This is a genomic window from Ancylobacter oerskovii, assembly GCF_018390555.1.
Lineage (GTDB): Bacteria > Pseudomonadota > Alphaproteobacteria > Rhizobiales > Xanthobacteraceae > Ancylobacter > Ancylobacter oerskovii.
Genome location: NZ_JAHBGB010000002.1, coordinates 671,389 through 692,281, shown reverse-complemented (window position 1 = coordinate 692,281; position 20,893 = coordinate 671,389). Strand labels below are relative to the sequence as shown.

Below are 20,893 nucleotides of genomic sequence, written 5' to 3'. Positions count from 1 at the left end.
CGCGGCCCCCCTCTCCGTCGAAACCGGATGTTTCCGGTTTCACCGTTGCCTGCCGGGACCACGGCGGAGAGAAGAGAGGTTCCCTCTCCCCGCACAGAACCCGGCTGCTGCTGGGTTCTGCACTCAATGAGGTCAACATCGGATGGATCCGATGTTGACGGAGAGGGGTGGGGTGAGGGGGCTTGGACGCTTCCCGATCGTCCTCACCGACCCGCTGCGCGGGCCACCTCCCCGTCGAAGCCGGAGTTCCCGGTTTCGACCTTGCCGGAACCGACCTCGCCGGCAGCCGGGTTCGGGTGGTGAGAGGAAAGGAAGCAGCCGAGTTCGGGCGGGGAGAGGAAAGGAAAAAGTCGTCCGTCGACGGTTCCACCGTTGCCTGCCGGGCTCCCTCTCCCCGTGGGGGAGAGGGGTGGGGTGAGGGGGCTTGGACGCTTCCCGATGTCCCCTTCACCAACCCGCTGCGGGGGGCATCTCTCCGTCGAAGCCGGAGTTTCCGGTTTCGATCTTGCCGGAACCGAACTTGGCAGCAGCCCGGCCCCGCCATCCTTCACGCCCGATGCACCAATGCCCGGCCAGCCTGTCGCCCGCCCGTCCGGCTTCTGCTACTAGCTTGTTCGGTTCCCGCGTTTCGCCGTCGAAGAGTCGATGTCCATCCTGTTCCTGCCGCTGCTCGTCCTGTGGACGCTGCTCCTCGCGCCCGCCGCGCCGGTGCTGGCGCTGATGAAGCGGCCGGAGCGGGTGCGCACCTTCTCCCGCTTCTGGGCGCGCGGCGTGCTCGCCATCCTCAAAGGCGTCGGCCGGCTCGGCTATCGCGAGATCGGCCGGCAGAACCGCCCCGCGGGCCCGGCGCTCTATGTCGCCAACCACCAGTCGGCGTGGGAGACCATCGCCTTCGCGGTGCTGGTGCCGGACGTCGCCATCGTGCTCAAGGAAGAGCTCTACAGGATCCCGGTGTTCGGCTGGTTCCTCAAGCAGTCGCCGATGATCGCCATCGACCGTGCCGGCGGCGCCTCCTCGCTGAAGAAGATGCTGCGCGAGGGCCGCGAGGCGGTGGCGGCCGGCCGCAGCATCCTGATCTTCCCGGAAGGGACGCGCCGCGGCCCGCATGAGCGCGCCGAGTTCCAGCGCGGCGTCGCCCTGCTCTACAAGGCGCTCGGCCTGCCGGCGGTGCCGGTCGCCCATGATGCCGGGCTGTTCTGGAAGGGCCGCAGCTTCACCCTCAATCCCGGCACCGTCACCGTCAGCTACCTGCCGGCGCTGCCGCCGGGCTTGCCGGATGCCGACTTCATCCGCCTCGCTTCCGAGGCCATCTATGCCGAGCGCGACCGGCTGGTCGCCGAAGGGGAGACCAATCGATGAGCGTCGTGGTCATCGGTGCCGGCCAGGCGGGGTTTCAGCTGGCCGCCAGCCTGCGCGAGGCCGGCTATGAGGAGCCGATCACCCTGGTGGGCGACGAGCCGGTGCTGCCTTATCAGCGCCCGCCGCTGTCGAAGGCCTATCTCAAGGGCGAGGTCGGCGTCGATCATCTCGAATTGCGCCCCGCCGCCTTCTTCGCCGATCATCGCATCGGCCTCGCCCATGGCCGCGTCGTCGCGGTGGACCGCGCCGCCCGGCGGGTGACGCTGGAGGGCGACGGCAAGCTCCCCTACGGCCACCTCGTCTTCGCCACCGGCGCCCGCAACAGGGTGCTGCCGGTGCCGGGCGCCGAGCTCGACGGCGTGTTCTATCTGCGCACCCTGGCGGAGGCGGATGCCGTCCGGGCGGTTCTGCCGGCGGCGGGCCGGGTGGTGGTGATCGGCGCCGGCTTCATCGGGCTGGAATTCGCCGCGGTGGCCCGCAAGCTCGGCCATGAGGTGGTGGTCGTCGAGGCGGCCCCGCGCGTGCTCGGCCGCGCCCTCGGCGGGGTGATGTCGGATTTCTTCGCCGGCGAGCACCGGGCGATGGGCTCGACGCTGATGCTCGGCGCCGGTGTCGCCCGGCTGGTCGGCGAGGGCGGCCGCGTGGTGGCGGTGGAGACGGCGGAGGGCGAGCGCGTCGCCGCCGATCTGGTGGTGGTCGGCATCGGCGTGGTGCCGAATGTCGAGCTCGCCGCCGCGGCCGGCCTGTCGGTCGACAACGGCATCGCGGTCGATGCCCGGCTGCTCACCGAGGACCCGGAGATTTCCGCCATCGGCGACGTCGCCTCCTATCCGAGCCGGCATGCCGACAATGTGCGCGTGCGGCTGGAATCGGTGCAGAATGCCGCCGACCAGGGGCGATGCGTCGCCGCCCGGCTCACCGGGCGCGCCCATGACTACACGGCGGTGCCGTGGTTCTGGAGCGACCAGGCCGATCTCAAGCTGCAGATGGTCGGCCTCTCCCGTCCCGGCGATGCGGAAGTGGTGCGCGGCGATCCGGCCTCGCGGCGCTTCTCGGTGTTCCGCTTCCGCGAGGAGCGGCTGGTGGCGATCGAGAGCGTCAATCGCCCCGCCGACCATATGCTCGGCCGCCGCCTGCTTACCGGCATCCCCTCCCTGACGCCGGCGCAGGCCGGCGACGAGGGGTTCGATCTGAAGAGCCTGTTGGCGCGGTAGGCGGGCGCCGGCCCGGGCTCGTCCGAAGATCCCGCAGCGGAGATGGGACGCCATGGCGAAGCTGGTTTTCGGGATGATGCAGTCGCTCGACGGCTATGTCGACGGTCCGTCGGGCCATCTGGAAATGCCGGGGCCGGGTGACGCGCTGCACCGTCATTTCAACGACCATGTCCGGAGCCTCGCCGGATGCCTCTACGGCCGGCGCATCTACGAGCTGATGCGCTACTGGGAGGAGGACCGCCCGGAATGGGGGCCGATCCAGCGGGACTACGCCGCGGCCTGGCGGCCGCAGCCGAAATGGGTGGCCTCGCGCACGCTGAAATCGGTCGGCCCCAACGCCACGCTGATCGATGGCGAGCTGGAAGCCTTCGTGCACCGGCTGAAGGCGGAGGTCGATGGCGAGATCGACGTCGCCGGCCCCGATCTGGCGGCAAGCCTCACCCGGATGGGCCTGATCGACGAGTACCGGCTCTATTTCCGCCCCTTCGTGCTGGGGAGCGGCAAGCCCTACTTTTCCGGCTCCCGGCCGCCGCTCCGCTGCGTGGCGAGCGAGCCGGTCGGCGAGGATGCGATGCGGCTGACCTACGTGCCGGCCTGATCGGTCATCCGGCCGGGCCAATCGTCCTCATCGTCCACCTCACTGCACACGCCGCGGCCGCCGCCGGGGCGGCCTTCATCGCCCTATCCAGCCATCGGCAGGCGATGCTACCATCGGCCATCCCTTCGCATATCGGAAGTTCCGATGGCATTCTCGCTGCGCCAGCTGCAATATTTCGTCGCCGTCGCCGAGAACGGCTCGGTATCGTCAGCCGCCCACATCCTCTCCATCTCGCAATCGACCGTCACCGAGGCGCTGCGCGAGCTGGAACTGGATCTCGGCTTCAAGCTGCTGGAGCGCCATGCCCGCGGCGCCGACCTGACGCTGAAGGGCCATCATTTCCTGCGTCATGCGCGCAAGATCCTCGGCGATGTCGCCGATGCCCGCCGCGCGCTGTCCGGTTCGGAGGCCGCGACGCTGGAAGGGCGGCTTGCGCTCGGCGTGACGCCGCTGGTCGCCGGCTACGTGTTCTCCGATCTGCTCGCCCGCTTCCGCCGCGCTTTTCCCGGCGTGGCGGTGGAGGCGGTGGAGGATGCCGGCGATTATCTCGAACATCTTCTCGTCGGCGGCGAGCTCGATGTCGCGGTGATGGTGCTGCCGCCCGGCAGGCGCTCTGCGGCCTTGCAGACCGAGCCGGTGCAGGTTTCTCCCTATCGCGTGTGGATGCCGCTCGGGCACCCGGCGCTGGCCGAGGACAAGGTGAGCCTGCGCGATCTCGCCGCCGAGCCGCATGTGCTGCTGACCATCGACGAGATCGCCGAGGCCTCCGAGATCGTCTGGCGCCGGCTCGGCATCCGTCCGCCGGTGGCCTTCCGCACCCGCTCGGTGGAGGCGGTGCGCTCGCTGGTCGCCACCGGCGCCGGCGTCGCGGTGCTGCCGGACCTCACCTATCGCCCCTGGTCGCTGGAGGGCGACAAGATCGAGGCCCGGCAGCTCGCCGAGGAGTTGCCGGCCATCGAGGTCGCCACGGCCTGGCGGCGGGGCTCGCCTCTGTCGCCCGCCGCCACCGGCTTCCTGTCCATCGCCGGCACCCGCCAGCCGGTCCGCCTTCGCCATGGCGGGGCCATCGCCTGATTTCCGGTTATCGGTTTTTCCGATGCCTGCGTTCTTTTCTTTGGTGTGGCAAGCCGCCCGACGCAGCGGCACACTTCCCTCAAAGGGCCTCCGATGCCCGCAGAACAGAGGGAACCCGCATGCCGACGCACACACGCCTCCTGTGCCTGCCCGCACTCGCCGCCTGCGCCTCGCTTGCCGCGCAACCCCTTGTCGCTGCTGAATTAAAAGAGCTCGGCAAGGGCGAGGGGCAGGTCGATATCGTCGCCTGGGCCGGCTATATCGAGCGTGGCGAGACCGACAAGGCCTATGACTGGGTCACCGATTTCGAGAAGAAGTCCGGCTGCAAGGTCAATGTGAAGACCGCCGGCACCTCCGACGAGATGGTGGCGCTGATGAACGAGGGCGGCTTCGACCTCGTCACCGCCTCCGGCGACGCCTCGCTGCGCCTCATCGCCGGCAAGAAGGCCGCGCCGATCAACACCAAGCTGATCCCGAGCTGGGGCAGCGTCGATGATCGCCTGCAGGACGCTCCCTGGCACACGGTGAACGGCGTGCATTACGGGGTGCCCTACCAGTGGGGCTCCAACGTGTTGATGTACAACACCGAAGCCTTCAAGGGCGAGGCGCCGAAAAGCTGGAATGTCGTGTTCGAGGAGCAGGTCCTGCCGGACGGCAAGTCCAACAAGGGCCGGGTGCAGGCCTTCGACGGGCCGATCTACATCGCCGACGCCGCGCTCTATCTCATGGCGCACAAGCCCGAGCTCGGCATCAAGGATCCCTACGAGCTGACCGAGGCGCAGTACAAGGCGGCGCTCGATCTGTTGCGCGAGCAGCGCAAGATCGTGCAGCGCTACTGGCACGACGCCATGATCCAGGTCGACGACTTCACCAATGAGGGCGTGGTCGCGTCCTCCTCCTGGCCGTTCCAGGTGAACCTGCTGGTGAGCCAGAAGAAGCCGATCGCCTCCACCGTCCCCGCGGAAGGCGCCACCGGCTGGGCCGACACCACCATGATGCATGTCGATGCCGCCCATCCGAACTGCGCCTATATGTGGATGGAGCATTCGATCGCGCCGAAGGTGCAGGGCGACCTCGCCGCGTGGTTCGGCTCGGTGCCGGCCGTGCCGGCGGCCTGCAAGGGCAACGAGTTGCTGGGCGCCGAAGGCTGCGCCACCAACGGCGCCGGCAATTTCGAGAAGACGCATTTCTGGCGGACACCGGTAGCCAAGTGCGCCACCCAGGCCGAGGGTTGCGTGCCTTATTACCGCTGGGTGTCGGACTACATCGCCGTGCTCGGCGGACGGTAGCCGCACTATTCTCGAACACCCTGAGCCTGAGGTGCCCGGGCGAAAGCCCGGGCCTCGAAGGATGCTGGAACCGAGGATGCTCAAACGGGCATCCTTCGAGGCTCGCTTCGCTCGCACCTCAGTATGAGGGTGCGCGAGTTGATTTGGACCGCACATGCACGCTCCCGCCCCCAGCGCCGCCGTCTCCGCCGTCCGCTTCGCCGGCGTGGTGCGCCATTTCGGGAGCGTGAAGGCGGTCGACGGCGTGGACCTGTCCATCGCCCCGGGCGAGTTCTTCGCCATGCTCGGCCCGTCCGGCTCGGGCAAGACCACCTGCCTCCGCCTCATCGCCGGCTTCGAGCAGCCGGATGGCGGCCATATCGAGATCTTCGGCGAGACGGTGGAGGGGCTGCCGCCCTATCGCCGGCCGGTGAACACCGTCTTCCAGGACTATGCGCTGTTCCCGCATCTCTCGGTGGGCGAGAACGTCGCCTACGGGCTGAAGGTGCGTGGGGTTCCCCGCGCCGAGCGCGAGAAGCTGGCGCGCGAAGCCCTCGCCCTGGTCAAGCTCGCGGGGCTGGAGGCGCGCCGCCCGGCCCAGCTCTCCGGCGGCCAGCGCCAGCGCGTGGCGCTCGCCCGTGCGCTGGTGGTGCGCCCGAAGGTGCTGCTCCTGGACGAGCCGCTCGGGGCGCTCGACCTCAAGCTGCGCGAGGAGATGCAGGTCGAGCTCAAGGGTTTGCAGCGGGCGCTCGGCCTCTCCTTCGTGTTCGTCACCCACGACCAGGGCGAGGCGCTTTCCATGGCCGACCGGGTGGCGGTGTTCAACGAGGGCCGCATTGTGCAGGTCGGCCCGCCCGAGGAGGTGTATGAGCGGCCGGCGACCCGCTTCGTCGCCGCCTTCGTCGGTGCGGCCAATGTGATCGAGCCGGACATGGCGGCGGTGCTCGGTGCCGTTCCTCGCCTCTACAGCCTGCGGCCGGAGAAGATCGCGCTGCTGGCACATGCCGCTCCGGCGCCGGCGGGTGCCGCCGTCGTCGAGGCGGTCGTGGTCGACGTGTCCTATCAGGGCCCGGTGCGGCGCCTCGCGGTCCGCACCCCCGGCGCGACGCTGGTCGCGGCGGTGCCTGCCGCCCAGCATGCGCCCGCGCCCGGGGAAACGGTGCGCCTTGCCATCCCGCTGGCGGCGCTGGTGCCGATGGAGGGCGAGCCGAAGGGAGGCGGTGCATGAGCCTCGTCACCCTCGATCTTCCGGCCCCCCGCGACGGCTTCGCGCGCCGCCTGTCCGACGCGCTGATGCGGCGGGCGTCTCTCATCGTGCTCCTGCTGCTGGCGCCGCCGTTGCTCTGGCTCGGCATCGTCTATCTCGGCAGCCTGCTCGTCTTCCTCGGCCAGGCGATCTTCTCCATCGACGAGTTCTCCGGCACCATCGTGCGCGAGCCGACCACGGCGACGCTGCTCGAGCTGTTCCGACCGGCCAATTTCGACATCCTGATGCGCACGGTCGGCGTCGCCACGGCGGTGACGCTGCTCTGCGCGCTGATCGCCTTTCCCATCGCCTACTACGCCGCCCGCTATGCCGGTCCGCGCGCCAAGGCGGGCTTCTACCTCGCGGTGATGATGCCGCTATGGTCGAGCTATCTCGTCAAGGTCTATGGCTGGAAGCTGCTGCTGGCCAGGGAAGGGGCCATCTCCTGGTTCGCCGGCCGGCTCGGGCTCGATGGCGCGCTCGAGGCCTGGCTGGCGCTGCCGCTGGTCGGCGGGCCGTCCCTGTCGGTCAGCTACACCGGCATGGTGCTCACTTTCACCTATCTCTGGCTGCCCTTCATGATCCTGCCGGTGCAGGCGGCGCTGGAGCGGGTGCCGGCCAGCCTCATCGAGGCGGCGGGCGATCTCGGCGCCAGCCCGGGCTACACCTTTCGAAGCGTGATCCTGCCGCTCGCCATGCCCGGCGTGGTGGCCGGCGCGGTGTTCACCTTCTCGCTGACGCTGGGCGACTACATCGTGCCGCAGATCATCGGCACCTCGGCGCTGGTGCTCGGTCAGGCAGTCTACACGCTGCAGGGCACGGCGGGGAATATCCCGCTCGCCGCCGCCTTCTCGCTGGTGCCGATCCTGGTCATGGCGCTGTTCCTGACGCTCGCCAGGCGCACGGGAGCCTTCGATGCGATGTGAGGCGGGGGAATGCGGCCGAAGAGTCTCTCCTGAGTCCCGGATCGGCGCTGCGCCTGCGGCGTTGCTGGTCCGGGACGCGGGGGCCCCTCGGTTTCCCGGACAAGCTGCGCGCAGCGCAGCGCCGATCCGGAACCCAGCGGAAACTCCGCCCAAGGCGGCACTCCTCCCTCTCCCCAAGGGCGAGAGCGGTGGGATGAGGGGACTTGGCCGGAAGCACCGTCATGCCCGGCCTCGGGCCGGGCATCCACGCCTTTCCTACCCACGGCGCATTCGCTGCAAAGTCGTGGATGGCCGGGCCAAGCCCGGCCATGACGGCGCGTTCAGGAGCGCCCTCCCATGAACCGCCCCTCGCTCGGCCTGAAGATCGCCGCCCTTGGCGGGCTGGCCTTCCTGCACATCCCGCTGCTGTTCATCCTGCTCTACGCCTTCACCACCGAGGAGAAGAGCTACGCCTTCCCGCCGCCGGGCTATACGTTGAAATGGTTCGGCGTCGTCTGGGGGCGGGCGGACATCTGGGCGGCGGTGGGGCTGTCGCTGAAGGTCGCCGCCATCGCCACGCTGATCGCCCTCGTGCTGGGCACGCTGGCGGCGGGCGCGCTGGCGCGGGCGAAGTTCTTCGGCCGCGAGCCGATTTCGCTGCTCTTCGTGCTGCCCATCGCCCTGCCGGGCATCGTCACCGGCATCGCGCTGCGCCAGGCCTTCGGGCTGATGGAGATGCCCTTCTCCTTCTGGACCATCGTGCTCGGCCACGCGACCTTCTGCATCGTCGTCGTCTACAATAATGCGGTCGCCCGGCTGCGCCGGCTGTCGCCCTCGCTCATCGAGGCGTCGATGGATCTCGGTGCCGATGCCTTCCAGACCTTCCGCCTCGTCGTCTTGCCGAACATCGGCACCGCGCTGCTCGCCGGCGGCATGCTCGCTTTCGCGCTGTCCTTCGACGAGGTGATCGTCACCACCTTCACCGCCGGCCAGCAATCGACGCTGCCGATCTGGATGCTGTCCGAGCTGATCCGCCCCCGCCAGCGGCCGGTGACCAACGTCGTCGCCGTGCTCGTCATCCTCGTCACCTTCCTGCCCATCCTCGCCGCCTATTACCTCACCCGCGAGGGTGGAACGGCGCGCGGAACCGGTGCGGCCGGCAAATAGGAGAAATCCATGACCGCCACCCTCGACACCGAGATGCTGATCGGCGCCACCTTCGCCGCCGGCACCGAAGCCCCGGAGACGGTGCTCAACCCGAAGACCGAGGAAACGCTGGTCGAGCTGCCGGAAGCTTCAGCCGATCAGATCGACGCGGCGGTGAATGCGGCGGACAAGGCCTTCGCCGGCTGGGCGCGCACGACGCCGGCGGAGCGCTCTTATCTGCTGCTGAAGCTCGCGGATCGCATCGAGGCGGAGGCCGAGAGCTTCGCCACGCTGGAAGCGCTGAACTGCGGCAAGCCGCGCCACGCGGTGCTGCGCGACGAGATCCCCGGCGTGGTCGATTGCTTCCGCTTCTTCGCCGGCGCGGTGCGCACCCAGCACGGCATGGTGGCGGGCGAGTACCTCGCCGGCCACACCTCGATGATCCGCCGCGACCCGATCGGCGTCGTCGCCTCCATCGCGCCGTGGAACTATCCGCTGATGATGGCGGCGTGGAAGCTGGCGCCGGCACTCGCCGGCGGCAATACCGTGGTGATCAAGCCCTCCGAGCAGACCCCGCTGACCGCGCTGAAGCTGGCCCGGCTGATCGCCGACATCTTCCCGGAAGGGGTGGTGAATGTGGTGGTCGGGCGCGGCGAGAGCGTCGGCAATGCGCTGATCAACCATCCCAAGGTGGCAATGGTCTCGCTCACCGGCGACATCGCCACCGGCAAGAAGGTGCTGACCGCCGCCGCAAGAAGCGTGAAGCGCACCCATCTCGAGCTCGGCGGCAAGGCGCCGGTGATCGTGTTCGACGATGCCGACATCGCCGAGGTGGTTGAGGGCGTGAAGGCGTTCGGCTACTACAATGCCGGCCAGGACTGCACCGCCGCCTGCCGCATCTACGCGGCGGACCGCATCTATGACAGGCTGGTCGCCGATCTCGCCTCGGCCGTCTCCGGGCTGAAATTCGCCTCGCCGAATGACGAGGAGAACGACATCGGCCCGCTGATCTCCGCCCGCCAGCGTGCCCGCGTCGCCTCCTTCGTCGAGCGCGCCTCGGAGGTGGGCCATATCGAGATCGCCACCGGCGGCAAGCTCGCCCCCGGCAAGGGCTTCTTCTATGAGCCGACGGTGGTCGCCGGCGCGCTGCAATCGGACGAGATCGTCCGGCGCGAGGTGTTCGGCCCGGTGGTCTCGGTGACGCGGTTCAAGGAGGTCGAGGACGCGGTGGCCTGGGCCAACGACAGCGATTACGGCCTCGCCTCCTCGGTGTGGACCAAGGACATCTCCCGCGGCATGGCCACCGCCGCCCGGCTGCAATATGGCTGCACCTGGGTGAACTGCCATTTCATGCTGGTGAGCGAGATGCCGCATGGCGGCCTCAAGCAGTCCGGCTACGGCAAGGACCTGTCCGCCTATGCGCTGGAGGATTACACGGTGGTGCGCCACGTCATGGTGAAGAACGGCTGAGAACGCTTAGCCGGCTGGTGCGCGGATGCCGCCCGCCCTGTAGGATCGAGGCTCCGCGGAATGGCCGCGGTTGCCGATCCCGGGGGCCTTCATGTCGTCCGCCGTCTCGACCTTGCGCCTCTGGCTTGCCGCCCTGTTGCTGCTTGCCGCTTTCTCGCCCGCGCGGGCGGAACTCGTCGATCCGGTGCCGCGCACCGCGGTGCTCTGCGCCTTCGAGCCGGAATGGAGGTCGCTGCGCGCCGTCGCCACCCACATGCAGGAGCACAGCTACAAGGGCGTTCCCATCGTCACCGGCGAGATCGACGGCAAGCCGGTGGTGCTGGCGATGACCGGGGTGAGCATGGTGAACGCCGCCATGACCACCCAGATGGTGCTCGACCGGTACAAGGTGACCCGCCTCGTGGTGTCGGGCATTGCCGGGGGCGTCGATCCCTCGCTGAATATCGGCGACATCGCGGTGCCCGCGCGCTGGGGGCAATATCTCGAGGTGATCATGGCGCGGGAGACCCCGCAGGGCTTCCGGCTGCCTTCCGACGACACGCAGGAATTCGCCAATTTCGGAATGATGTTCCCGCGCGGGGTGCGCGTGTTCCGCGAGGGGCAGGCGTCGTCGCCGCGCCAGTTCTGGTTCGACGTCGATCCCGCCCTGCTGGAGATCGCCCGCAAGGTCGGGGCGCAGGCTGACGGTGCGCTCGAGCGCTGCAATGCCGCCAATGTCTGCCTGCTGAAGTCGCCGCAGGTGCGCATCGGCGGCCACGGCGTGTCCGGCGCGGCCTTCGTCGACAATGCGGCCTTCCGCAGCTATGCCTTCGATACCTTCCAGGCCCATGTGCTGGACATGGAGAGCGCGGCCATCGCCCAGGTGGCGACCACCAACGGCGTGCCGTTCATCGTGTTCCGCGCCCTGTCGGACCTGGCCGGCGGCGGGCCGGGCGAGAACGAGATGCACGTCTTCATGGACCTCGCCGCCAACAATTCCGTAGCGGTGATGCGCAGCTTCCTCAGAGCCCTGCCGGATTGACGGAGCGGTGTGTGATATGATCGGCACGCCAGCGACGTTGTGATCGATGTCGTGCGAATATGACAAAGTTTTAAGTTGGAACTTTTCCTCACTTCGGCACTGTCGATTTTCTGGCGTCATTTTGCGACGCAGCGACGGGCGAGGAGATTGTATGCGACGCGTGACGGGCCTGCTTGTGTGTCTGGCCGTGCTGGCGGGAGCCGGAGTGCTTGCTCATCGGCAGGGCTGGATCGCGAGCGGTCTGTCCGCCGTAAAGGGTGAGGCGCGCGCCGCGCCGGAGGCCCGCCCGGCCCCCCGCATCCCGGTCGAGATCGCGGCCGCCCGCCAGGAGCAGGTGACCGCCGACATCCGTTCGATCGGTACGCTGCAGTCGGATGAATCCGTCAAGGTCGCCGCCGAGGTGGCCGGCCGGATCGAGAAGATCAATTTCAAGGAAGGCCAGCAGGTTCGGGCCGGCGACGTGCTGATCCAGCTCGATGCGGCGTTGGTGAAGGCCTCGCTGGAGGAAACCGAGGCGCGGCTGGAACTCGCCAAGGCCAATTTCGATCGCGCCCAGCGGCTGCAGCAGAGCGGCTCGGGGACCGCCCGGGCGCTCGACGAGGCGAAGGCCGAGCTGAACACCGCCTCGGCGCTGATCGATTCCCAGCGCGTGCAGACCGCCAAGCACACCATCCATGCGCCGTTCGACGGCGTGGTCGGCCTGCGCTCGGTCTCCGTCGGCGCCTATATTCCCGTCGGCACCGCGCTGGTGAACCTCGAGAAGATCGACGTGCTCAAGGTCGACTTCAAGGTGCCGGAGGTGTTCCTGCGCCAGATCGCGCCGGGACAGAATGTCGAGATCGCCGTCGATGCCATGCCGGACCGCAGCTTCACCGGCGCCGTCTATGCCCTCGATCCGATGGTCGATGTCGACGGGCGCTCGCTCAGCGTGCGCGCCAACCTGCCCAATCCCGGCCTGATGCTGCGGCCGGGCCTGTTCGTGCGGGTGGTGGTGAAGGGCCTGGAGAGCCGGCCGACCGTGTTCGTGCCGGAGAGCGCCATCGTGCCGCGCGGGCAGGAGCGCTTCGTCTGGCTGGTCGCCGACGGCAAGGCCAAGGAGGCCAAGGTCGAGCTCGGCCAGCGCCGCGCCGGCGAGGTGGAGGTCATCAAGGGCGTGCCGGCCGGTGCCAGCGTTGTCATCGCCGGCCAGGGCCGGTTGCGCAACGGCGTCGATGTGGAGGTGGTGCCGACCCCGCCGGCCACGCAGAGCTGAGGCACGGCGATGGGTATCTCCGAACTGTGCATCCGCCGCCCGGTCTTCGCCACGGTGCTGAGCCTTCTGATGGTGCTCATCGGCATCGTCTCCTACAGCCGCCTCACCGTGCGCGAATATCCCAATATCGACGAGCCGGTGGTTTCCGTCGTCACCACCTATACCGGCGCCTCGGCGAGCATCGTCGAGAGCCAGGTGACGCAGGTGCTGGAAGGCTCCATCGCCGGCATCGAGGGCATCGACGTCCTCGAATCCACCAGCCGCTCGGAATCGAGCCGCATCACCGTGCGCTTCCGGCTGGAGGTGAATCCCGACGTGGCGGCCAGCGACGTGCGCGACCGCGTCAGCCGCGTGCGCCAGCGCCTGCCGGACGAGATCGACGAGCCGGTGATCTCCAAGGTCGAGGCCGATGCCCAGCCGGTCGTCTTCGTGGTGTTCCGCTCCGACCGCATGAACGCGCTGGAGCTGTCCGACTATATCGACCGCTACGTCGTCGACCGCTTCAAGAACCTCACCGGCGTCGCCGATGTGCAGATCTATGGCGAGCGTCGCTATGCCATGCGCATCTGGATCGATCGCGAGCGTCTCGCCGCCTATGAACTGACGGTGCAGGACATCGAGGATTCGCTGCGGGGGCAGAATGTCGAGATCCCCTCCGGGCGCATCGAGAGCACGGATCGCGAGTTCACCGTGCTCTCGCGCACCGCGCTCGCCACCGTCGACCAGTTCAACGACATCATCGTCAAGCGGGCCAACGGCGCGCAGGTGCGCCTCGCCGACGTCGCCCGCGTTGCCCTCGGGGCGGCGGACGAGCGGCGCTCCAGCCGCTTCGACGGCGGGCAGGCGATCATCGTCGGCATCATCAAGCAGGCGGTCGCCAATCCGCTCGACGTATCGTCCGGCGTGCGGGCGGTGCTGCCGGAGATCAACGACACCTTGCCGGAAGGCATGAACGCCACCATCGGCAACGACAATTCGGTGTTCATCGACCGCTCGATCCGGGCGGTGTTCCACACCATCGTCGAGGCGGTGGTCCTGGTGGTGCTGGTGATCGTGGTCTTCCTGCGCTCGTTCCGGGCGTCGCTGATCCCAGTGATCACCATCCCGATCTCGCTGATCACCACCTTCGCGCTGATGTACGCGCTGGGGTTCAGCATCAACACGCTGACCCTGCTCGCCATGGTGCTCGCCATCGGCCTGGTGGTCGACGACGCCATCGTCGTTCTGGAGAACATCTTCCGCCACATCGAGCATGGCATGAAGCCGATCCCCGCCGCCATTCGCGGCGCCAGGGAGATCGGCTTCGCGGTCATCGCCATGACGCTGACGCTCGCCGCGGTCTATGCGCCGGTCGCCTTCGCCGCCGGCCGCACCGGGCGGCTGTTCACCGAATTCGCCCTGACGCTGGCCGGCGCGGTGCTGGTGTCCGGCTTCGTGGCGCTGACCCTCACCCCGATGATGTGCTCGCGCCTGCTCCGGCACGAGGCCAATCCGGGGCGGATTTCCGCCTTTGTCGAGCGCGGCCTGCGCGGGATGGAGGACGGCTACCGGCGCCTGCTCGGCGGCGTGCTGCGGATGCGGGCGCTGGTGTTGCTGGTGGCGTTGCTGGTCGCCGGCGCCAGCGGCTATTTCTTCGCCGTCCTGCCTTCGGAACTGTCGCCGGTGGAGGACCGGGGCACGGTGCGCGTCACCGGCAGCGCCCCGGAGGGCTCGACGCTCGCCTACACCTCCCGCTACACCGGCCAGATCAACGGCATTCTCGACAAGATCCCCGAGCTGGATTCGGTGCTGATCATCAACGGCATGCCGGAGGTCCACCGCTTCCTCGTCATCGGCCGGCTGAAGGATTGGGACGAGCGGGAGCGCCGCCAGCAGGAGATCGTCGCCGCCACCTCGCCGCAGCTGCGGCGCATCGCCGGCGTCAACGCCTATGCCAACAACCCGGCTTCGCTCGGGGCTTCCAACAATTCGCGGCCGATCGAATTCGTGATCCAGACGTCCGGCACCTATGAGGAGTTGGACGAATATGTGAAGCAGTTCCTCGCCCGCATCGCCGATTATCCCGGCCTGGTCAGCCTCGACAGCGACCTGAAGCTGAACAAGCCGGAAATATCGGTCACCATCGACCGGGCCAAGGCGGCGGATCTCGGCATCGACGTCGCGGTGCTCGGCCGCACGCTGGAGAGCCTGCTCGGCGGCCGGCAAGTGACGCGCTTCGAAGTCGGCGGCGAGCAATACGACGTCTATGTCCAGCTGGACGCCAGCGACCGCGCCTCGCCCACCACGCTCGACACCATCTATCTGCGTTCCGCGGGCGGACAGATGGTGCAGCTGGCCAACCTCGTCTCCGTCCGCGAGAGCGTGGCGCCGCAGGAGCTCAAGCGCTTCAACCAGCTGCGCTCGGCGACCATCTCCGCCAACCTCGCCCCCGGCTTCTCGCAGGGCGAGGCGCTGGCCTTCCTCGACCAGGCGGCCCGCGAGGTCCTGCCGGACACCGCGCGCACCGACGTCGCCGGCCAGAGCCGTGAGTTCCGTGCCGCCGGCCAGAGCCTCGCCATCGTCTTCGTGCTGGCGCTCGGCTTCATCTATCTGGTGCTGGCGGCGCAGTTCGAGAGCTTCCGCGACCCGGTGATCATCATGCTCACCGTGCCGCTCTCGATGACCGGGGCGCTGGCCGCGCTCTACTATGCCGGCGGCACGCTGAACGTCTATTCGCAGATCGGGCTGGTGACACTGGTCGGCCTCATCACCAAGCACGGCATCCTGATCGTCGAATTCGCCAACCAGCAGCAGGAGGCCGGTCTTGATCGCCTGTCGGCGGTGATCGACGCGGCGGTGCTGCGCCTGCGGCCGATCCTGATGACCACCGGCGCCATGGTCCTGGGCGCGGTGCCGCTCGCCCTTGCCACCGGCGCGGGGGCCGAGAGCCGCCAGCAGATCGGCTGGGTGATCGTCGGCGGCATGACGCTGGGCACGCTGCTGACGCTGTTCGTGGTGCCGACGGTCTATTCGCTGATCGGCCGCATCCACACGCACCCGGCCGCCGAGGTGATTCCGACGCCGGTTCCCGCTCCGGCGCCCGCGGAATAGCCCGGCCGGCGCCCTAGGTGCCGGCCCGCCAGGCGGGAAACACGCCGCCGAGCGCGTCGGTGATCATTTCCATGGCGATGGCGGCGAGGATGATGCCCATCAGCCGCTTGGAGATGGACAGGGCGGTGGGCGAAAGCCTGGAGCCGATGACCGGCGCCAGTGCCATCGCGGCGGCGAAGAAGACGAGATAGCCGAGCAGGCCGGCATAATAGGACGCGATCCCGGCGGTTCCCTGCGCCTCCTGCGCGAAGACGATCAGCGTCGCCATGGTGCCGGGGCCGAGCGCGATGGGCAGGCCGAGCGGATAGACGCCGACATTGGCCACCGTCTCGAATTGCCGCTGCTCGGCCTCCGTGCCCTGATGCGAGGAATGATCGTCGCCGCTCAGCATGGACAGCGCGATCATCAGCACGATCAGCCCGCCGGCGAGCCGGAAATGCGGCACGTCGATGCCGAAGGCCGAAAGCACCGCCTGCCCGGCCAGCGCGCAGACCAGCGCGCCGGCCGTCACCGTGACGATCATAGCGAGGAGGGTGCTGCGCCGCTGGGCCGGCGTGAGGTCGCCGGTCAGGGCGAGGAAGATCGGAATGGTGCTGAGCGGATTCATGATGGCGAACAACGCCGCGAACAGCTTCGCCGTCAGTGTGAGGTCCATGCCGCTTCCCCGCCGAATCCGTGGCGCAGCATGGCGCCTCAGCGCCGTTCGTACCAGTCCTGCAGGCGGTACCAGGCGGCGGCGATCGGCAGGAACCACGGGTTCGGCCGCCCGTCATAGAACGGCACGGCGGTGAAGTCCTCGCGGTCGAACGCCGTGGGACGGTTCTGCCGGCCGAGGATCTTCTGCGCCGTCTGGTAGCCGAGATAGCTCATCAGCGCGACGCCGTTGCCGTTGCAGCCGACCGCGAAGTCGCTGAGGTCGCGCTTGCCCATATGCGCGACCTTGTCGACGGTCATGGCGACGAAGCCGCTCCAGGCATGGCTGATCCTGTAGGCGCGCAGTTCCGGGAAGATCTCGGTCATGCGGGCATAGATGGCGGGTGCCGCCTCGCGGTCGGTGACCTCGGTGAGGCCGGGCCGCGAGCCGAACAGGATGCGGCTGCCATCCGGCGAGGGGCGGGTATAGATCACGTCGCGCCTGGTGTCGGAGATCATCCGGCCCCCGGGGATCAGCGTCTCGATCAGGTCGGCGGGCAGCGGCTCGGTGGCGATCTGGTAGCTCTTCACCGGCACCACGCGCCGGGCGATGTCCGGCGCGGCGTCCTTGCGGGTGTAGCCGTTGGTGGCGGTGACGACATGGGTGGCCAGCACGTCGCCGCGCGCCGTCGAGACCAGCTTGAGGCCGTTCGGGCCGTCCTGCACCGGCTTCGCCCGCGCATGCGAGCGCAGCATCACCCCGCTCGCCCGTGCCCGCTGGCGCAGCGCCCGGTGATATTTGCCGGGATGCAGGCCGCCATACTGGTCGATCACCATGCCGCCGAAATAATAGTCGGAGCCGATCGCCGCCCGCTGGTTGGAGCGGTCGAAGAAGCTCACCGTCACGCCGGTCTTCTCGGCGAGGATGCGACCATTGCGATGGATCGCCTCCATCTGGTTCGCCGCATGGGCGCCGAAGAAGCGGCCGGTGATCTTCAGGTCGGCGTCGAGGCCCTCGCCGTTGATCAGCGTCTGCAGATAGTCGAAGGAGCCGATGCTGTCGCCGATCATCCGCTCGAACAGCTCGGGGTCGATGCCCTTGATGGCACCGCCCACCACCAGCTTCTGGCCGCTCGACACCATGCCGCCGGAGCGGGTGGAGCCGCCCTCGCCGATGCGCTCGCCGTCCAGCACCACCACGCTCATGCCGGCGCGGGCGAGCTCGGTGGCGGCGTTGAGCCCGGCATAGCCGGAGCCGATCACCGCCACGTCGACCCGCGCGGGCAGCGGGTCGAGATCGGTCTCCGGCTCGGCGGCCTCCCACCAATAGGGCTGGTCCTTGAAGCCTTCCGCGAAGATGTCGTTCGCCGCCATGGCGCATGCCTTCTCTATGTGCACCGGCCGTCGCCCGCGCGAATGCGCAGGGCAGGGCGCCGGTCCGGGTCGTGGAAGCGGGCCGCGCGGTCCGCCGGGTCTGTCAGAGCACCTGTCCGAGGAATTCGCGGGTGCGCGGGTCCTGCGGCGCGTCGAAGATCTGCGCCGGCGGGCCGCTTTCGACGATGCGTCCGTGATCGGTGAAACACACCCGGTCGGCGACCTCGCGGGCGAATTTCATCTCATGGGTGACGAGGATGCAGGTGAGGCCCTCATCCACCAGTTCGCGGATGGCGGTGAGCACTTCCTTCACCGTCTCGGGATCGAGCGCGGCGGTGACCTCGTCGAACAGGATCACCTGCGGTTCCATGGCCAGCGCCCTTGCGATGGCGACGCGCTGCTGCTGGCCGCCCGAGAGCTGGCCGGGATAGGAATCCGCCTTCTCCGACAGGCGCACCTTGGCGAGCAGCCGCCGCGCCCGTACCTCGACCTCCTTCGGGTCGTGGCCGAGCACCTGGATGGGCGCCATCATGACGTTTTGCAGGGCGGTGCGGTGGGGGAACAGGTTGTACTGCTGGAACACCATCGATACCTGATGGCGCAGCGGGCGCATCTCCTTCTCGGTCTTCATCTTGTGCACCGCATGGGTGCCGACGCGAATGGAGCCGGAATCGATCGGGATCAGCCCGTTGATGCACCGCAGGATGGTCGACTTGCCCGAGCCCGACGGGCCGATGATGCATACCGCCTCGCCGTCCTTGACGGAGAGCGAGATGCCCTTCAGCACCTGGAAGGCGCCGAAGCTCTTGTTGACCTGGTCGAGCTCGATGAGGACGTCGGAGCGGTTCACAGGGAATCTCCCTTGACCGACTGTTCCATGCGCCGCGCCAGCAGGGCCAGCGGGTAGCAAAAGGCAAAGAACAGGAACAGCGCGGTGATGTAGAAATAGACGATGACCCGTTCGTTCTCCATCGCCAGCAGTGTATTCAGCGTGGTGATCACGTCCTGAATTCCGGTGACGGTGGCGAGCGAGGTGGCGATCATCAGCAGCGCGTAGAGGTTCATCCAGCCGGGGATCATGCGGCGCAGCGCCTGCGGCAGGATGATCCGCCAATAGATCGCCATCGGCATGTAGCCGAGCGAGCGGGCGGCCTCCCACTGGCCGGAATGGATCGACTGCACCGCGCCGCGGATGATCTCGGCGAAATTCGCCGCGGTTGGCAAGGCGAGGCCGATCACCGCCTTGACGAAGGCCGGCACGGCGATGGAGATCCCGAACAGCCGGATGTTGAACGGGATGATGTAGAGCATCGCGAACAGCAGCACGAGCCAGGGCGAGTTGCGCAGGAAGTTCATCACGAAGAAGCACGGCACGCGCACCAGCCGGTTCTTCGCCAGCATGCCGAAGCCGAGCACGGTGCCGAGCAGCGCCGCCAGCGCCATGGCGCACAGGCTGAGGAAGATGTTCAGCGCGAAGCCGCCGGAGAGCGGCCAGCCCGAACCGTTGCCGGTGAGCAAGATCGGCAGCCGCGCCCAGACGCGCGCCCACCCCTCGCCGCCGCCGGCGGCGGCATCGAGCCCGATCCAGGCCGCGACGGCCAGCACGATGCCCAGCTGCACCGCGCGCTTCTTGTCGGCATAGGTCACGAGCAGCGCCATCTCAATGCGCCCTGCCATAGCCGGGGAAGGCCAGTGCCCGCTCGATGCGCACCATGCCCCAGGAGAGCAGGCTCACCAGCGAGACATAGATGAACAGCACCAGGATCATCACCTCGGCGGTGCGGAAGGTGTCGTTGTAGATCTGGCCGGCGTAGTACATCAGCTCCGGCACGGTAATCACCGAGGCCTGCGAGGTGGTCTTGAACTGGTTGGTCATGATGTTGGTGAGCGCCGGCAGGCAGATGCGGCTGGCGATCGGCGCCTCGATGCGGCGGAAGCGCTGCCAGCGGCTGTAGCCGAGCGAGCGCGCCGCCTCGGTCACCGCCCGCGGCAGGCTGTCGAGCCCGGAGCGGAAGGCCTCGATGCACAGCGCGCCGCCGAACAGGCTCAACGAGATCAGCGCGCAGGCGAAGGCGGAGAGGAGCGGCACGCTCACCCCCGTCGCCGGGTCGGTCACCCTCAGCCCGATGGTGCTGAGGGTGAAGTAGAAGAACAGCATCTGCAGCAGCGGCGGCGTGTTGCGGAACACTTCCACGAACAGCTCGATGAAGGCATCCAGCCAGGCGATGCGCAGCGTCAGCGCCAGTGCGCCGAACAGGCCGATCACGAAGGAGATCGCCGAGGAGGCGAACGCCAGCTCGATGGTGGTGAGCGTCCCGCGGATCAGCCAACCCTGATAGACCGGGTCGGCCAGCCACGAATAATCGAGATTGAACACGGCTCGGCCCCCGCGGGACGTCAGGTCACGGCTTCAGCTTGGCCTTGGCGGCCTCGGCGCGCTCGGCGATGTACTTGGCGTGCGGCATGCCGTAGGTGGTCTCCCACTCGATCAGCTTGCCCTCGGCCTCGGCCTTGAGGATCGCCTTGTTCACCGCCTCGCGGAAGGCGGTGTCGTCCTTGCGGATGCCGGCGGCCTGCGGGATGTACTCATAGGGATCGATGGCGATCTTGTAGCCGGCCCAGTCGGCCTCCTCGGTCTTCTTGCGCAGGGTCATGTCGTCGAAGGCGAAGCCGACGCAGCGATTGTCCTTCAGCGCGCGATAGGCCTCCGGCTGGGTCTTGAAGTTGGTGAGATTGATGCCGTAGGCCTCGGTCAGGTGCTTGTTGAAGTAGGAGCCCTGGATGCCGCACAGGGTCAGGCCCTTCATCTCTTCCCATTTGGAGAAGGTGGCGCTCTTCGGCGCCAGGATCGAGGGGCCGGGCGCCGAGACGTAATACTCGGAGAAATCGATCACCTTGGCGCGCTCCGGGGTCACGCCCAGCGTGGCGAGGATGATGTCGATGCGGCCGGAATTCAGGAATTCGATGCGGTTGGACGCCACCACCGGCACCAGCTCGACCTTGCCGTCGGGGCCGAGCAGCTCCTTGGCGATGTACTTGCCGAGATCGACCTCGAAGCCGACGATCTCGCCCTTGTCGTTGAGCAGGCCATAGGGCGGATAGTCGTTCTTCACGCCGATGGTCAGGGTGCCCTTGGATTTGACATCCGCCAGCGTGTCGGCGTGCGCCGCGCTCAGCCCGAGCGCCAGCAGCAGGGAAGAGGCAATCGTCAGAATGGTTGTCTTCACTGTAGGTCCCCGTCTG

The 20,893-nt window shown here is 68.2% G+C and carries 18 protein-coding genes; 12 read left to right on the top strand and 6 right to left on the bottom strand.

From position 1 onward, the window contains the following. The first annotated feature begins 645 nt into the window (after positions 1-645). The 12 genes from KHC19_RS03500 to KHC19_RS03445 all read left to right on the top strand — a co-directional run bounded on the left by KHC19_RS03500 (position 646) and on the right by KHC19_RS03445 (position 15,643). On the top strand, positions 646-1,359 hold the full coding sequence (locus KHC19_RS03500; RefSeq protein ID WP_213350608.1) for a lysophospholipid acyltransferase family protein: 714 nt from the start codon (positions 646-648) through the stop codon (positions 1,357-1,359). Continuing rightward, the gene (locus KHC19_RS03495) at positions 1,356-2,573 is read left to right on the top strand and encodes an NAD(P)/FAD-dependent oxidoreductase (RefSeq protein ID WP_213350607.1); all 1,218 of its coding nucleotides are present in this window, start codon (positions 1,356-1,358) and stop codon (positions 2,571-2,573) included. The genes KHC19_RS03500 and KHC19_RS03495 overlap by 4 nt, the downstream gene beginning before the upstream one ends. Positions 2,574-2,625: 52 nt before the next feature. Then, positions 2,626-3,171, top strand: a complete 546-nt coding sequence (locus tag KHC19_RS03490; RefSeq protein ID WP_213350606.1) for a dihydrofolate reductase family protein — start codon at positions 2,626-2,628, stop codon at positions 3,169-3,171. 144 nt (positions 3,172-3,315) lie between these two features. After that, on the top strand, positions 3,316-4,245 hold the full coding sequence (locus tag KHC19_RS03485) for a LysR substrate-binding domain-containing protein (RefSeq protein WP_213350605.1): 930 nt from the start codon (positions 3,316-3,318) through the stop codon (positions 4,243-4,245). A 119-nt stretch (positions 4,246-4,364) separates the two neighbouring features. Then, a complete protein-coding gene (locus KHC19_RS03480) occupies positions 4,365-5,534 on the top strand; it encodes an ABC transporter substrate-binding protein (protein WP_213350604.1) in 1,170 nt (389 codons plus the stop codon). A 154-nt stretch (positions 5,535-5,688) separates the two neighbouring features. Then, positions 5,689-6,741, top strand: a complete 1,053-nt coding sequence (locus KHC19_RS03475; RefSeq protein ID WP_213350603.1) for an ABC transporter ATP-binding protein — start codon at positions 5,689-5,691, stop codon at positions 6,739-6,741. After that, positions 6,738-7,685, top strand: coding sequence for an ABC transporter permease (locus KHC19_RS03470; protein WP_213350602.1), 948 nt, complete (start codon positions 6,738-6,740; stop codon positions 7,683-7,685). The genes KHC19_RS03475 and KHC19_RS03470 overlap by 4 nt, the downstream gene beginning before the upstream one ends. Positions 7,686-8,021: 336 nt before the next feature. Continuing rightward, entirely contained in the window at positions 8,022-8,831 is an 810-nt protein-coding gene (locus tag KHC19_RS03465) for an ABC transporter permease (protein WP_213350601.1), read from the top strand. 9 nt (positions 8,832-8,840) lie between these two features. After that, the gene (locus KHC19_RS03460; protein WP_213350600.1) at positions 8,841-10,280 is read left to right on the top strand and encodes a gamma-aminobutyraldehyde dehydrogenase; all 1,440 of its coding nucleotides are present in this window, start codon (positions 8,841-8,843) and stop codon (positions 10,278-10,280) included. A gap of 91 nt (positions 10,281-10,371) precedes the next feature. After that, the gene (locus KHC19_RS03455) at positions 10,372-11,301 is read left to right on the top strand and encodes a 5'-methylthioadenosine/S-adenosylhomocysteine nucleosidase (RefSeq protein WP_213350599.1); all 930 of its coding nucleotides are present in this window, start codon (positions 10,372-10,374) and stop codon (positions 11,299-11,301) included. A gap of 151 nt (positions 11,302-11,452) precedes the next feature. Continuing rightward, positions 11,453-12,553 carry an efflux RND transporter periplasmic adaptor subunit gene (locus KHC19_RS03450; protein WP_213350598.1) on the top strand — a complete coding sequence of 367 codons (1,101 nt, stop codon included), beginning with the start codon at positions 11,453-11,455 and terminating at the stop codon, positions 12,551-12,553. Positions 12,554-12,562: 9 nt separating this feature from the next. Next, entirely contained in the window at positions 12,563-15,643 is a 3,081-nt protein-coding gene (locus KHC19_RS03445; protein ID WP_213350597.1) for an efflux RND transporter permease subunit, read from the top strand. A gap of 13 nt (positions 15,644-15,656) precedes the next feature. On the opposite strand, the gene KHC19_RS03440 is transcribed toward KHC19_RS03445, so the two are convergent. The 6 genes from KHC19_RS03440 to KHC19_RS03415 form a co-directional block, all read right to left on the bottom strand. After that, complete coding sequence (locus KHC19_RS03440; protein ID WP_213350596.1) at positions 15,657-16,298, bottom strand: MarC family protein; 642 nt, start codon at positions 16,296-16,298, stop codon at positions 15,657-15,659. A gap of 38 nt (positions 16,299-16,336) precedes the next feature. Then, positions 16,337-17,650, bottom strand: a complete 1,314-nt coding sequence (locus KHC19_RS03435) for an NAD(P)/FAD-dependent oxidoreductase (protein WP_213350595.1) — start codon at positions 17,648-17,650, stop codon at positions 16,337-16,339. A 103-nt stretch (positions 17,651-17,753) separates the two neighbouring features. Continuing rightward, on the bottom strand, positions 17,754-18,500 hold the full coding sequence (locus KHC19_RS03430) for an amino acid ABC transporter ATP-binding protein (RefSeq protein WP_213350594.1): 747 nt from the start codon (positions 18,498-18,500) through the stop codon (positions 17,754-17,756). Further along, positions 18,497-19,309: an amino acid ABC transporter permease gene (locus KHC19_RS03425; protein ID WP_213350593.1), complete on the bottom strand. Its 813-nt coding sequence runs from the start codon at positions 19,307-19,309 to the stop codon at positions 18,497-18,499. The genes KHC19_RS03430 and KHC19_RS03425 overlap by 4 nt, the downstream gene beginning before the upstream one ends. A gap of 1 nt (position 19,310) precedes the next feature. Further along, positions 19,311-20,027: an amino acid ABC transporter permease gene (locus KHC19_RS03420; protein WP_213350592.1), complete on the bottom strand. Its 717-nt coding sequence runs from the start codon at positions 20,025-20,027 to the stop codon at positions 19,311-19,313. Between the two features lie 25 nt (positions 20,028-20,052). Next, entirely contained in the window at positions 20,053-20,877 is an 825-nt protein-coding gene (locus KHC19_RS03415) for a transporter substrate-binding domain-containing protein (RefSeq protein WP_213350591.1), read from the bottom strand. Between the last annotated feature and the right edge of the window lie 16 nt (positions 20,878-20,893).

Excerpts from the sequence above, each read along its gene's own strand:
- KHC19_RS03460 (WP_213350600.1), top strand. The coding sequence starts at position 8,841 with ATGACCGCCACCCTCGACACCGAGATGCTGATCGGCGCCACCTTCGCC.
- KHC19_RS03425 (WP_213350593.1), bottom strand. The coding sequence starts at position 19,309 with ATGGCGCTGCTCGTGACCTATGCCGACAAGAAGCGCGCGGTGCAGCTG.
- KHC19_RS03500 (WP_213350608.1), top strand. The coding sequence starts at position 646 with ATGTCCATCCTGTTCCTGCCGCTGCTCGTCCTGTGGACGCTGCTCCTC.
- KHC19_RS03470 (WP_213350602.1), top strand. The coding sequence starts at position 6,738 with ATGAGCCTCGTCACCCTCGATCTTCCGGCCCCCCGCGACGGCTTCGCG.
- KHC19_RS03455 (WP_213350599.1), top strand. The coding sequence starts at position 10,372 with ATGTCGTCCGCCGTCTCGACCTTGCGCCTCTGGCTTGCCGCCCTGTTG.
- KHC19_RS03495 (WP_213350607.1), top strand. The coding sequence starts at position 1,356 with ATGAGCGTCGTGGTCATCGGTGCCGGCCAGGCGGGGTTTCAGCTGGCC.
- KHC19_RS03475 (WP_213350603.1), top strand. The coding sequence starts at position 5,689 with ATGCACGCTCCCGCCCCCAGCGCCGCCGTCTCCGCCGTCCGCTTCGCC.
- KHC19_RS03435 (WP_213350595.1), bottom strand. The coding sequence starts at position 17,650 with ATGGCGGCGAACGACATCTTCGCGGAAGGCTTCAAGGACCAGCCCTAT.
- KHC19_RS03465 (WP_213350601.1), top strand. The coding sequence starts at position 8,022 with ATGAACCGCCCCTCGCTCGGCCTGAAGATCGCCGCCCTTGGCGGGCTG.
- KHC19_RS03490 (WP_213350606.1), top strand. The coding sequence starts at position 2,626 with ATGGCGAAGCTGGTTTTCGGGATGATGCAGTCGCTCGACGGCTATGTC.
- KHC19_RS03485 (WP_213350605.1), top strand. The coding sequence starts at position 3,316 with ATGGCATTCTCGCTGCGCCAGCTGCAATATTTCGTCGCCGTCGCCGAG.
- KHC19_RS03450 (WP_213350598.1), top strand. The coding sequence starts at position 11,453 with ATGCGACGCGTGACGGGCCTGCTTGTGTGTCTGGCCGTGCTGGCGGGA.
- KHC19_RS03440 (WP_213350596.1), bottom strand. The coding sequence starts at position 16,298 with ATGGACCTCACACTGACGGCGAAGCTGTTCGCGGCGTTGTTCGCCATC.
- KHC19_RS03480 (WP_213350604.1), top strand. The coding sequence starts at position 4,365 with ATGCCGACGCACACACGCCTCCTGTGCCTGCCCGCACTCGCCGCCTGC.
- KHC19_RS03445 (WP_213350597.1), top strand. The coding sequence starts at position 12,563 with ATGGGTATCTCCGAACTGTGCATCCGCCGCCCGGTCTTCGCCACGGTG.